At 73.3% G+C, this 12,739-nt stretch carries 12 protein-coding genes; 10 read left to right on the forward strand and 2 right to left on the reverse strand.

Annotation, left to right across the window (positions count from 1 at the left end):
* Positions 1-14 precede the first annotated feature (14 nt).
* Positions 15-968, reverse strand: a complete 954-nt coding sequence (locus tag ACFYQ6_RS14760) for an aromatase/cyclase (RefSeq protein WP_388763173.1) — start codon at positions 966-968, stop codon at positions 15-17.
* A gap of 614 nt (positions 969-1,582) precedes the next feature.
* On the opposite strand from ACFYQ6_RS14760, the gene ACFYQ6_RS14765 reads away from it, so the two are divergent.
* From ACFYQ6_RS14765 to ACFYQ6_RS14775, 3 genes are all read left to right on the forward strand, one after another.
* Positions 1,583-2,572, forward strand: a complete 990-nt coding sequence (locus tag ACFYQ6_RS14765) for an ATP-binding cassette domain-containing protein (protein WP_361576338.1) — start codon at positions 1,583-1,585, stop codon at positions 2,570-2,572.
* A 2-nt stretch (positions 2,573-2,574) separates the two neighbouring features.
* Positions 2,575-3,348 carry an ABC transporter permease gene (locus ACFYQ6_RS14770; protein ID WP_361576335.1) on the forward strand — a complete coding sequence of 258 codons (774 nt, stop codon included), beginning with the start codon at positions 2,575-2,577 and terminating at the stop codon, positions 3,346-3,348.
* A 66-nt stretch (positions 3,349-3,414) separates the two neighbouring features.
* Complete coding sequence (locus tag ACFYQ6_RS14775) at positions 3,415-4,110, forward strand: DsbA family protein (RefSeq protein WP_361576332.1); 696 nt, start codon at positions 3,415-3,417, stop codon at positions 4,108-4,110.
* Between the two features lie 59 nt (positions 4,111-4,169).
* Here the strand turns inward: ACFYQ6_RS14775 and ACFYQ6_RS14780 are convergent, their stop codons facing one another.
* Complete coding sequence (locus ACFYQ6_RS14780; RefSeq protein ID WP_361576329.1) at positions 4,170-4,955, reverse strand: SDR family NAD(P)-dependent oxidoreductase; 786 nt, start codon at positions 4,953-4,955, stop codon at positions 4,170-4,172.
* 198 nt (positions 4,956-5,153) lie between these two features.
* Here ACFYQ6_RS14780 and ACFYQ6_RS14785 point away from each other — a divergent pair, with 198 nt between their 5' ends.
* The 7 genes from ACFYQ6_RS14785 to ACFYQ6_RS14815 all read left to right on the forward strand — a co-directional run bounded on the left by ACFYQ6_RS14785 (position 5,154) and on the right by ACFYQ6_RS14815 (position 12,732).
* Positions 5,154-5,972 carry an NAD(P)H-binding protein gene (locus tag ACFYQ6_RS14785; RefSeq protein ID WP_388763178.1) on the forward strand — a complete coding sequence of 273 codons (819 nt, stop codon included), beginning with the start codon at positions 5,154-5,156 and terminating at the stop codon, positions 5,970-5,972.
* Between the two features lie 103 nt (positions 5,973-6,075).
* Entirely contained in the window at positions 6,076-7,260 is a 1,185-nt protein-coding gene (locus tag ACFYQ6_RS14790) for a class I SAM-dependent methyltransferase (protein ID WP_361576324.1), read from the forward strand.
* Between the two features lie 89 nt (positions 7,261-7,349).
* Positions 7,350-8,573 carry a nucleotide disphospho-sugar-binding domain-containing protein gene (locus ACFYQ6_RS14795; protein WP_361576321.1) on the forward strand — a complete coding sequence of 408 codons (1,224 nt, stop codon included), beginning with the start codon at positions 7,350-7,352 and terminating at the stop codon, positions 8,571-8,573.
* Between the two features lie 91 nt (positions 8,574-8,664).
* Positions 8,665-9,459 (forward strand): SDR family oxidoreductase, encoded by a 795-nt coding sequence (locus tag ACFYQ6_RS14800; protein WP_361576318.1) that lies wholly within the window; start codon positions 8,665-8,667, stop codon positions 9,457-9,459.
* Between the two features lie 100 nt (positions 9,460-9,559).
* Complete coding sequence (locus tag ACFYQ6_RS14805) at positions 9,560-10,873, forward strand: activator-dependent family glycosyltransferase (protein ID WP_361576315.1); 1,314 nt, start codon at positions 9,560-9,562, stop codon at positions 10,871-10,873.
* A 52-nt stretch (positions 10,874-10,925) separates the two neighbouring features.
* Positions 10,926-11,363, forward strand: a complete 438-nt coding sequence (locus tag ACFYQ6_RS14810; protein WP_361576312.1) for a MarR family transcriptional regulator — start codon at positions 10,926-10,928, stop codon at positions 11,361-11,363.
* A 67-nt stretch (positions 11,364-11,430) separates the two neighbouring features.
* Positions 11,431-12,732 carry an activator-dependent family glycosyltransferase gene (locus ACFYQ6_RS14815; RefSeq protein ID WP_361576309.1) on the forward strand — a complete coding sequence of 434 codons (1,302 nt, stop codon included), beginning with the start codon at positions 11,431-11,433 and terminating at the stop codon, positions 12,730-12,732.
* The last annotated feature ends 7 nt before the right edge of the window (positions 12,733-12,739 follow it).

Genomic DNA, 12,739 nt, shown 5'->3' on the forward strand with positions numbered 1-12,739 from the left:
TGAAGTCGCGGACCTCAGTGGGAGCGGGCCTTTCGGGCGTGGGCGACCGCGTGTTCCATGGTGGTGGTGCTGTTGCGGCTGAGGGCGTTCCGTACGAAGGCGCGGGCATCGGCCACGGTGGCGTCCGGCCCGAGGACGGCCGGGACGGCCTCCTCGTTGAGGACGACGGTGTGGACGGAGGTGACCCGGGCCCCGTCGGCGTCCTCCTCGAAGAGCCAGCGTCCTGTGTGGGCGGTCATCAGCGCGGGGGTGCGCAGTTGCTTGTAGACGATCCGCTCGTCGGGGAAGCAGATCCGGACGGAACGGGTGGTGTGTGTCGAGCCGTCCGGCGCCAGGGTCTCCATCTCCAGGGTCTGCACACCGGGGACGTCCTCCTCCAGCACGGTTCCGGCCACGTGCGGCAGCCGTTCGGGCCAGCGGTCCGCCTCGTCGACGAACGCGTAGACCTCCTTGAGGCCGCCGGGGACCTCGACGGTGTCCTCGAAGGTCAGGGTCAGCCCTCCGGGATCCTCGGCCCGTTCGGCCGCGGCGCGCAGCGCGTCGAGTTCGGCGCCGCTGTTGCGGTCGATCGCCCGCTCGATCCACTCGACGTGGCCGGGGTCGTCGCCGACGGCCCGGAAGTCGTGGAGCAGGCGGACCCGGGTCCGGGTGTCGTCGAGCGCCTCGACGATCCACTCCCCGCCCATGGCTGCCACCGGGTGCTGGGAGACCTCCTGGCGGAAGGTGACGCGTAGGCGGTCGTGGTCCAGTCGGCGGCGCGAGGTCCAGCTCTTGACCTCACCGTTGGCTGTGGCCCAGATCCGGATCACCTCCTCCGTCGCGCCGCGTTCGACGTACTCGACGTGCACCGTGGGCGGGAAGGTCTCCGGCCAGCGGCCGACATCGACGATCAGGTCGTGGACACGGCCGGCGGGTGCGGCCACCGTGACCGTGTGCTCGGTGTGGTGGGTGGTTCGGGGGTCTGGCATGGTCCTCCGTCCAACGCGGTTGTGGGTCGGCTGGTCCTGAGCGCGGTCAGCTTCCGTGCGCACGCTGGTCAGGGGCTCGACGACGGCTAGGCGGGGCCGGGGGCACCGGGGCACGGAGGGGGAGCCGCCGGTCAGCTGCCCGGCGAGCGGCCGAGGGGCGCGGCGAAACAGGTCCGGGCGCCCGGGGCTCCTCGCCCCCGCCTTCACGTCCGGTCCGTGGCCGAACGCCTTGTCTGCCCCCAGCCTGGGTGCGCTCGCTGGCGGGACGGTGGAGTCACGCTGGTACGGGCGTCGACGGGCTCCCCGGACGAAGCGGTTCGACGGGGCGAGGAGACCGCCCGGGGGTGTCTCTCCTTCGTCAAGGAGGCGGCGACCGGGACCGGGCGAACGCCGCGCGCGGGCAGCACGGACAGCTGTACGGGCGGTGGTTCGAAGACCAGATCGAGACCGTCAACCAGGCTGACAAAGACGTCATTAACGCTTCTAAGCTCGAAGAAGTCAAGAGCCCAGGGCATCTGGCTTTCCCTCAGCCTGCCCCGGTACCGAGCCGGCCGGAGCGGGCGCGGGCCGCGCCCTCCCCTGATCCGCCCACCGAACTCCGTACGGGAGAACCCATGATCCACACACGCGGGCTCACCCGCAGCTTCCGCACCAAAGGAGAGACCGTCGAGGCCGTGCGCGGCCTGAACCTCGACATCGAAGCCGGTTCCGTCGTCGCTTTCCTCGGGCCGAACGGCGCCGGGAAGACCACCAGCCTGCGCATGCTGACCACCCTGCTGCCCCCGACCTCCGGCACCGCCGTCGTCGCGGGCCACGACGTGAGGACCGACCCGGCCGGGGTCCGCCACCGCATCGGCTACCTCGGCCAGGGCAACAGCGCCGGCAGCAACTTCCGGGTCAGCGACGAGCTGGTCACCCAGGGCCGCGCGTACGGCCTGAGCCGCGCGGAGTCCCGCTCCCGGGCCGAACGGCTGGTCACCGCGCTCGAACTGGACGGCTTGGCCAAGCGGACGGTCGGCACCCTCTCGGGAGGCCAGCGCCGCCGCCTGGACATCGCGATGGCCCTGGTCCACGAGCCGGCCCTGCTCTTCCTCGACGAGCCGACGACCGGACTCGACCCGCACAGCCGCGCCAACATCTGGGACCACGTGCTGCGGCTGCACAAGGAACTCGGCACCACGGTCGTCTTCACCACCCACTACCTGGAGGAGGCCGACCTGTGGGCCCGCAGGGTGATGGTGGTCGACCACGGCCGGGTGATCGCCGACGACTCCCCGGAGAAGCTCAAGGCCGACCTCGCGGGCGACCGCATCACCCTGGGGACCGCCGACCGCGCCGACGCCGAACGGGCCGTCGAGCTGGCCCGCGGCCTGCCCACCGTCCACGAAGTCACCGCCGACGGCACGGAGGTGCGGATCCGCACCCCCCACGGAGACACACAACTCCCCGTGCTGCTGCGGAACCTGGAGGTGGCCGGGGTGCGGGCGCTGACCGCCCGGCTCGTCCGCCCCACCCTCGACGACGTCTTCCTGAGCCTCACCGGGCGCACCCTGCGGGAGAGCGCCGACGCCACCGCCCCGACGACCACGCAGGACGGAGCCTGACCATGAAGGTGCTCGACGACACCCGCACCGCGTTCGCCCGTGAGCTGGGGCCCGAGCTGCGCCAGCCGGCCGGGCTCCTCTTCACGATGCTCCTCCCCTTCCTCTTCCTCGCCCTCTTCGCCCCGCTGCTCTCCGGCACGGGCCCGGCGGGCGGGGGCACGGGGACGGGCTCCCCCTGGCAGTGGTTCGTGCCGGGGATGCTCGTCCTGCTGGCCCTCTCCGCCACCGCCGGGGCCGGGGCCTCGCTGCTCAACGAGATGTCCTCGGGGGCGTTCGAGCGCATGCTCGTCACCCCGCTCAACCGGGCGTCGATGCTCGTCGGGCGGGCGCTGAAGGAGGTCGTGATCCTGCTGGCGCAGGCCCTGCTGATCCTGGTCCTGCTGCTGCCGACCGACTTCCGGCTCCACCCGCTCGGCGCGCTCGCGGGTCTGGCCCTGCTCACCGTCTTCGGGGTGGGGATCGGCGCCCTCTCCTTCACCCTGGCGCTCCACTCCCGCAAGCAGCAGACCCTGTTCTACGGCGTGCAGCAGATGATCTTCTTCCCGCTGCTGCTGCTCTCCGGCGTCCTGCTGCCGATCACCCAGGCCTCGGCGCCCACCTGGCTCTACGTGCTGAGCCGGATCAACCCGGCCACGTACGTCGTCGAGGCCGAACGCGCGCTGTTCGACGGCCGGTTCGCCGAGGCGAACGTGCTGTACGGGCTCCTCGCAGCGTCGGCCGTCGCGGTGCTCGGGGTCGTCGCGGGCATCCGCGGCATGCGCAACGCCTCGGTGTGACACGCCGTCCGACGCACCCGCCCGCTCACCGGCCTCCGGGTCCCCACAGAGAAGGAGCACCGCACCGTGCCGGCAGTAGCCCTGGGCGGCCCCCGCCCCCGACCCCGCACCGTGGACGTCTGGTTCGACCCCGCCTGCCCGTACACCTGGCTGACCGCCCGGTGGCTGCGGCAGGTCGCCCGGGTCCGGCCGCTGGAACTGCGCTGGCACCTGATGAGCCTCACCCTCCTCAACGAGGGCCGGGAGGACGACCCCGAGGGCGACCCCGACGGGTACCTGATGATCCCGGTGCGGATCGGCACCGCCGTCCGTCGCCACCACGGGCAGGAAGCCCTGGGCCGCTTCCACGCCTCCCTCTGGTCCCACCTCGGTCCCCCCGGGGAGCACGGCAGCACCGCCAGGAAGTGGATCAACGACCCGGCCCTCGCCCTGGCCCATGCGGGCCTGCCGCCGGAGCTGGCGGCGGCAGGCGGATCGACCGTCTACGACGAGGAGCTACGGGCCTCGCACGAGGAGGCCCTGGGCCTGCTCGGCCCCCGGCCCGGGACACCGGTGGTGGCCGTCGGGGAGCCCTCGGAGCCCTCCGGTCCGCCGCTGGCCTTCCACGGGCCCGTCATCTCCCGCGTACCGAAGGGCGAGGACGCCGGGCGGTTGTGGGACGGGACGCTCCTCGTGGCCGGGACCCCTGGGTTCCACGCGCTGGGGGGACGGCCCGCCGATCCGGACCCGGACGTGACCGGACCGGACGTCGATCCGGCGTGACCGGGCCGGCACGGGCGGGCCTTCGGGTGGGGCGCGGGGAGGTCTCCGGCCTCCCCGGGTCAGTAGTTGCCGAGGCCGCCGCAGACGTTGAGCGCCTGGGCGGTGATCGGTGCCGCGGTCTCGGTGATCAGGTAGCCGACGAGGCCCGCCACCTCCTCGGGGGTGGTGTACCGGCCGAGGGGGATCTTCGCCTGGAACCGTTCGAGCACCGCGTCGGTCGTGGTGTCCCATGCTGCCGCGTACCCGGCGCGGACCCGCTCCGCCATCGGGGTCTCCACGTACCCGGGGCAGACCGCGTTGACGGTGATGCCGGTCTTGGCCAGTTCCAGGCCCATGGCCTTGGTGAGGCCGACGACACCGTGCTTGGACGCCGAGTAGGGGGCACCGAGCACCACGCCCTGCTTCCCGCCCGTGGACGCGATGTTGACGATCCGGCCCCGGCCGCGCTCCAGCATGCCTCCGGCGGTCAGCGCGGCCCGGGTCACCCGGAACACGCTGTGCAGATTGGTGTCGACGACGTCGAGCCACAACTCGTCCGTCAGCTCCGCGGTGGGGCCGCCGCCGTTGCGTCCGGCGTTGTTGACGAGGACGTCGACCGGGCCGTACCGGTCGACGGCGGCGCGCACGAAGGCGTCCACCTGCTCGGTGGAGCGCACGTCGCAGCTCTTCCCGTCGGCGTCCACACCCTCCTCGCGGAGGAGTTCGACGGTCGCGGCCACCGCGTCGGCGTCCCGGGCGCAGAGAAAGATCCGCAGCCCGTCCCGGCCGAGCGCTCGGGCCACGGCGAGGCCGATCCCGCTGGTCGCCCCCGTGATGACTGCGGTCCGTCCTGCGGTGCCGCTCATGGTCCCTCCCGGATCGTGACATCGGATGTGCCTGCCCGGCCCGAGGGTGGCAACAGGCGCTCGACAGGCGGTGGAACGACCGCGTTCACCGCGGTTCGAGCCGTTCGAGACAACCCACCGGAAACGTCGGCGGGTCCGGGACCGGTCCCGCCGCGCGTGCCGGCCGAACACGACACTCAGGAAGAAGGAGAGAGAACGATGACCGTACTGGTTACGGGTGCCACGGGGAACGTGGGCCGACACGTGGTGGCGGGACTGCTGGAGAAGGGAGTGCCGGTGCGTGCGATGACCCGCACGCCCGCGCGGGCCTCCCTGCCGGACGGCGTGGACGTGGTCCGCGGCGACCTCGCGGATCCGGGGAGCCTCGACGCGGCCCTCGCCGGGGTCGACCGGGCCTACCTCTTCCCGCTGCCCGGGACGGCCGAGGAGTTCACCGCGCGGGCGGCGAAGGCGGGGGTGCGGCGGATCGTGGTGCTCTCCTCCGTGGCCGCCGAGTACGCCGACGGCGACTACAGCGGCGACCACCACACCGCGGTGGAACGCGCGGTGGAGGCCTCCGGCCTCGAGTGGACCCATGTACGGCCCGGTGAGTTCATGGCCAACCTGCTGGACTGGTGGGCGCCTTCGATCCGGGCCGAGGGCGTGGTACGCGCCCCCTTCGGCTCGACCCGCAGCACCCCCGTGCACGAGGCGGACATCGCCGATGTGGCGGTGTCGGCGCTCCTCGAGGACGGGCACGCGGGGAAGGCGTACTGCTTCTCCGGCCCGGAGTCCCTGGCCAAGACCGAGCAGGTCCGCGTCCTCGGCGAGGTCCTCGGGCGTGAGATCCGCTTCGAGGAGTTGACGCCGGACGGGGCCCGCACCCTGTGGCTGCGGCAGGGCATGCCCCCGGAGGCGGTCGACTGGCTGCTCCAGGACCCGGTGGACGTCCCGGTCGGCCCGACGGCCGAGCAGGTCACGGGACAGCCGGCCCGCACCTTCGCCCAGTGGGTGGCCGACCACCGGGCGGACTTCTGACGGTCCGCGCCCGGCCGGTGTTCAGCGGCGGTCGAGCGGGTTTCCAGGCGGTCCGCCGACCGTGGGTCGCGACCCTCTTCGCGGACCGATGGGAAACGCCCTCATGGTGGATGTCGCACAGAACGCCCTGATCCGACGGCTGGTCCGGGCCGGAGCAGGCTCCGACGACGAGATCGACGCCGTGCTGAAGGACGCCGGTCTGACCGACGTGGCACGCGTCCTCGTCGCGGAGGTGTTGTTCCGCTCCCCGGAGCCGGTCAACACCGCCCCCGTCGACGTGGCCCTGGACGTCACTCACGGCGGGGAGCGGCACTCCGTCGCCCTGCGTATGGTGCGCGACGAGGCCATCCGCGTGATCGGCGACGACTCCGCCCGGGTGCGCTCGCGGGTGACCTTCACGGCTGCGGGACTGGTCCGCCGGCTCTTCGGGCCGGCGGACTCGCAGCGCACCGGGGACTTCCACAACTCTTTCGTGCCGACGCCTGAGGACCCCGAGCGGGTGCGGGAACTGCTCGCCGAGATGAACACGGTGCTACGCGCCGCGGCCCAGGCGACCGCCACCCTGATGGCGGGCTGCACCGGGCGCTGCCCGGACCTCGGTGAGCTGTCGATCCGCTACGGCTCGGACAAGTGGGCCAGCTTCCACTGGTACACGGCCCACTACGAGCGCCACTTCGCCCCGTACCGGGACCGGCCGGTGCGGATCCTGGAGATCGGCATCGGCGGTTTCGACGACGATCTCGGCGGTGGCTCACTGAAGATGTGGAAGCGCTACTTCCCCCGGGGCACCGTCCTGGGCCTGGACCTCTACGACAAGACGGCGCTGACCGAGCCCCGGCTGACGGCACTGGTCGGGGACCAGAACGACCCCGAGTACCTGACCGGACTGGCCCGGGAGCACGGCCCGTTCGACATCGTCATCGACGACGGCAGTCATGTGAACGAGCACGTGCGCACCTCGTTCCGGGCCCTCTTCCCGTACGTGCGTCCCGGCGGGCTCTACGTGATCGAGGACCTCCAGACCGCTTACTTCACCGACTTCGGCGGCAGTGCGGGCGGGGTGGCGGGTCCCGACACCTCGCTCGGGCTCGTCAAGGAACTGATCGACGACCTGCACCACCGGGAGCACCGCGAGCCCTCCGTCACCCGGCCCACGCCGACGCAGAGCACCGTCACAGGGGTGCACGCCTACCACAACATCGTCTTCGTGGAGAAGGGGACGAACGGGGAGGACACCCTCCCCTCATGGATGGACGCGGACGTGTGGACCGCCCTCGGCGCCAAGTGAACCGCCACGAGAGCCGTCGGGGAGGCCGCCACGTGAACCGTGACGCCGGCCGTGACGCCGGCCTCCGGGCGAAGGGAGGAGGGTCGCGCATGCGCGTGCTGTTCACCGTGTCCACCTGGCCCACGCAGTACGCGGCGATGGTGCCGCTGGGCTGGGCGCTCCAGGCGGCCGGACACGAGGTCCGGGTGCTGTGCGCCCCCTCGCAGGCCGCCGCGGTGGGGCGGGCCGGGCTCGTGCCCGTACCGGTCCTCGGGGGGATGGAGGAGGTACTGCGGCTGCGGCTGCAGTACCACGCGGAGGCCACGGACGGCATCTGGCCGTACCCGTGGCTCCCGCCGCACCCGCTGACCGGCGAACGGCTCGACCGGCTCGACGCGTTCGACGTCGGGCACTTCGAGCGGGAGATCGCACCGGAGCTCGCCGCGTCGGCGGCCCGGAGTTTCGACGCGGCGGTGTCGTACGCCCGGGACTGGCGGCCCGATCTGGTCCTGCACGACCCGGGGAGCCTGGAGGGGCTGCTGGCGGCCGGCGTCGTGGGCGTCCCCTCAGCGCTCTGTCTCTGGGGCCCGGCGAGCCCCCACGACCCCGAGCACATGCGGATCGTCCCCACCGACCACAGCGGCTCCTTCGACCGCTACGGCCTGGGTCCGTTCAGCCTGGACATGATCGAGCGGGTCGTCGACCCCAACCCGCCGTCCCTGAAGGTGCCGGTCGGCGCCGAGCGGCTCCCCGTACGCTACGTCCCCTACAACGGGGCCGGGCCCGCCCCCGGGTGGACCGCCCGGCCGCCGGCCGCACCTCGGGTCTGCGTCACCTGGTCCACGGCGCTGTCCACCGTCTCGGGGCCCGACTCCTACCTGCTGCCGCGGATCGTCACCGCCCTGGACGGGCTCGACTGCGAGGTCGTCCTCACCGCGACCCCGCGGGACGTGGCCGCGCTCGGCCCGGTGCCGTCCCCCGTGCGCGTGGTGGAGAACGTGCCGCTGGCAGCGCTGCTGCCGGGCTCCGCCGCCGTCGTGCACCACGGGGGCAGCGGCAGCACACTGACGGCCCTGTGGGCAGGGGTGCCGCAGTTCATCGCGACCTTCGCGTCGGAGCAGCGGGTGACCGGGGAGCGCGTGGCCGCCACCGGGACCGCGCTCCACGTCCCGGGCCACCTCGCGGACGAGGGCGCGATCCGGGCCGCCGTGGAACGGCTCGTCACAGACGGTTCCTTCCGGGCCGCGGCGGGACGGATCCGCGAGGAGGTCGCGGAGACCCCGCCGCCCGCCGAGCTCGCCACCCGGCTGGAGGAGCTGGCGGAAGGCGGCTGAGGACCGGTCACTCACCGGCGGGAGCCCGCCGTTGGTTCCCGGTGCGCGAGGGTCGAGACGCCTGCGAGGTCCGCCTCCGATCCTGCAGGGCATGACCACGCGTACCGAAGGAATCGACCGCGAGGACCGGCCCGGCGCCGGTGCCGCACGCGGAATCGTCATCACCGGAGGCGGCACCGGCATCGGCCGGGCCACGGCCCGCGCGTTCGCCACGCGCGGGGACCGGGTGCTCGTCGTCGGACGCACCGGGGAGACCCTCGACGCGACCGCCGAGGGCCATCCGGGCATCCTGTGCCTGGTCGCCGACGTCACCGAGCCGGGCGCCCCCGAGCGAATCGTCGAGACGGCCGTGGACCTCCTCGACGGGGTCGACGTCCTGGTGAACAACGCGGCGGCGATGGGGTACCGCCCGCTGTCCGCGCTGGACCGGGCCGAGGCCGAACGGCAGATCCACACCAACCTGCTGGCCCCGGTCCTGCTCACCCGGGCCGCCCTGGAGCCCTTGGCGGAACGGTCCGGGACGGTGGTGAACATCGGCTCGTCCGGCGCCCTGGGCCTGCGCTCCTGGCCCGACAACGGCCTGTACGGCGCCGCCAAGGCCGGGCTCGACTTCCTCACCCGCACATGGGCCGTCGAACTGGCCCCGCGGGGCGTCCGGGTCGTCGGGCTCGCCCCTGGAGTGACGGATGTCAGCGGCGGCCAGGATCCGGACGGGACCGACCCGGCGTACGCGGACTTCCTGAAGGGGATCGCCGCCCGGACACCTGGCGGGCGGGTCGGCCGCCCCGAGGAGATGGCCTGGTGGATCGTGCAGCTCACCCGGCCGGAGGCCGCCTTCGCCAACGGGACGGTGGTGCCGGTGGACGGGGGCCTTTCGCTGACGTGACGGCTCCGGTCCCGCCCGTCGCGTGACGGCGCCCGGTCCCGCCCGACCCGTCCCACGCCCGCCCGTCCGGCCGTCCGCCGGATCCGAGAGGGGAGCGCCGATGCGCGTCCTGTTCCAGCCCTTCGCCGCCGCCACCCATGTGGCCGCCCAGGTCCCGCTCGCCTGGGCGCTGCGCGCGGCCGGCCACGAGGTGCGGGTCGCGACCCAGCCGGACGTGACCGATGACATCACCGGGGCCGGTCTGACGGCGGTACCGGTCGGAGAACCACTGCACGTCGCGGCCAGGATGAACCCGGACGACACGGGTCTGGCCGAGGAGCTGCGCGACGACGCCTGGCTGCGGACCCTCGATCCGGGCGACGTCCGGCCCGAGCGGCTGACCCCCGATCACCTGCACGGGGTCTTCGCCGCCTGGACGCCCCTGGTCCACCGGAACACGGTGCCGGACCGAATGATCGACGACCTGGTGGCCCTCGCCCGGGACTGGAGACCGGACCTGGTGGTCTGGGACACCATGACCTACGCGGGCCCGGTCGCCGCCCGGGCCGTCGGCGCCGCGCACGCCCGGCTGATGTTCGGGCTCGACCTGGTCGGGCTGCTGCGCGACCGGTACCGGTCCGTGCTCGACCGGCTGCCGCCGGAGCTGCGGGACGACCCGCTGGAGGAGTGGCTGGGGCACGTCCTCGAACGGCACGGCCTGGAGGGTCCGGGCCGGGGGTTCGACGAGGAGATGGTGGTGGGCCAGTGGACGATCGACCCGGTGCCCTCCTCCCTCGCCCTGCCCGTACTGCTCCCCCGCGTCCCGGTCCGGTACGTCCCGTACAACGGCACGACCCGAGTGCCCTGGCGGCTGGACGAGCCCGCCGGGCGGCGCCGGATCTGCCTCACCCTCGGCGTCTCCTTCCGGGAGGTCGTGGGCGAGGACCAGGCCTCGGTCGGCGGGCTGCTGGAGGCCGTGGCCGATCTCGACGTGGAGGTGGTGGCCACGCTCAACGCCGAGCAGCTGGCCGCCGTGGGCCCGCTCCCTCCGAACGTCCGGGTGGTGGACTTCGTCCCGTTGGACGAACTGCTGCCGAGCTGTGCGGCGATCATCCACCACGGCGGGGCGGGCACCTTCCTGACCGCCCTCGCCCACGGCGTGCCGCAGGTCGTCGTCCCCTCCCGGATGTGGTGCAACACCCCGCGCGCGGAGCGGGCCCGGTCGGCGGGGGTGGCCCTGACGTGCCCACCCGAGGAGCTGACACCCTCCGGGCTGCGGGCGATGGTGCGTCGGGTGCTGGACGACCCGTCGTTCGCCAGGGCAGCGACCCGGGTCCGCGGCGAGATGCAGCGGACGCCGTCCCCCGCGGAGGTGGTCCCGGTGCTGGAACGGCTGGCCGGCGAACGTCGGACCGGCCCTCCCCGCGGTGCGTGACATACCGTCGGACCGACAGGATCCGTTCTCCGACGGCCGAGGTGACACCTCCTTGCGGGCACACATCCCCTATCTCCTGGCCGTGGCGAGCACCGTCGCCACCCGCAGGGTGGACGAGCGGCTGGCCCCCTACGACCTGACGGTGCGCCAGTACGGACTGCTGACGCTGCTCTCCCTGGAACCCGAGCTGACGATGGCGGAGCTGGCACGGCAGTTGGGCATAGCCCGGCAGTCGGTGCACAAGGTGGTCGACGGCCTCGTGGAAGCGGGGCACGTGCGGCGCCGGCCGGGCGCCGACGACCGCTCGCGCCGACTGGAGATCACCGACACCGCGCAGTATCTGCTGACCCGGATCGACGGGCCCCTGGAGCGGATCGAGGCGGAACTCCTCGGCGACCTCGCCCCTGAGGAGGCGGAGGCCCTGCGCGGTCTCCTCCAGCGGGTCCTGGCACACGCCACCGACGACGAGGCCTGGCTGCCGGCCCGCTGACCGCCACCCGGCCGCGTACCAACGGGAGTCGAGGCCTTGTCGAGCCCCGGCTCCTAGCATCGCCGCCATGCGTGTGCTGTTCGTAACCCTGGCCGCCTCACCTCACTTCTTCGTTCAGGTTCCGCTGGCCTGGGCGCTGCGCGCCGCCGGACACGAGGTGCGCGTCGCCAGCCAGCCCGACCTCATGGACACGATCACCGCCGCCGGGCTGCCCGCGACCCCCGTCGGGCCGCGGCTGGCCCAGGACGAGTCCGTGGAGGAGCTGCGGCGACGCCAGGAGAAGGCCGCCGAGCGCCTCGCGGAGCCGCCGGACGCCCAGGAACTGATGCGGATGGCCGAGAACAGCCCGGAGCAGTTGACGCCGGACTTCCTCGACGGTCTGTTCACCGTGATGACCTCGGCCATCTTCCAGAACTTCTCGGCCGACGAGACCGTCGACGACCTGGTGGGGCTGGCCCGGCGGTGGCGCCCCGACCTGGTGGTCTGGGACACCCTGATGATGGGCGGGGCGATCGCTGCCCGCGCCTCCGGGGCGGCCCACGCCCGCCTGCTGTACGGGCTCGACCTGGTGGGGACGATGCGCGAGCGGCACCTCGCCTCGCTCTCCCGGCGGGCCCCGGAGCTGCGGGAGGATCCGCTCGCCGAATGGCTGGGGTGGACGGCGGCGCGTCACGGCGGCGCCTTCACCGAGGACCTGGTCACCGGCCAGTGGACCGTCGACCCGGCCCCCGCCTCTCTCCGCTCGCCCACCGCACTGGCGTGGCTCCCCGTTCGGCACGTCGCCTACAACGGACGGTCCACGGTGCCGGAGTGGTTGCGCGAACCCCCGTCCCGCCGCCGGGTCTGCCTCACCCTCGGGCTGTCCTTCCGCGAGGTGATGGGTGGCGACCAGGCCTCCGTTCCGGATCTGCTCGCGGCCCTCGGCGAGCTGGACGCGGACGTGGTGGCGACCCTCGACGCCGGGCAGCTGGCCGAGGCCGGGCGGCTCCCCGGGAACGTGCGGGTGGTGGACTTCGTCCCGCTCGACGCGCTGCTCCCGTCGTGCTCGGCGATCGTGCACCAGGGTGGCTTCGGCACCGCGCAGAACGCGCTGGCACACGGGGTACCTCAGGTCGTCGTCCCCAACGACCTGTGGGACATCCACCCGCGTGCGGAGCTGATCGAGCGCTCCGGGGCCGGGGTGCGGACGGCCGGGACGGGGCCGCTGCGCCCGGCGGAGCTGCGCGAGTTGGTGGTCCGGGTGCTGGACGATCCCTCGTACGCGAGGAACGCGGCCCGGCTCAGGGACGAGATGCGGGCCGCGCCCACACCCGCCCAACTGGTGCCGGAGCTGGAGAGGCTGACGGCACTGCACCGCGCGCGGGACTGAGCCGCGG

This window comes from Streptomyces sp. NPDC005494, from assembly GCF_042872025.1.
GTDB lineage: Bacteria > Actinomycetota > Actinomycetes > Streptomycetales > Streptomycetaceae > Streptomyces.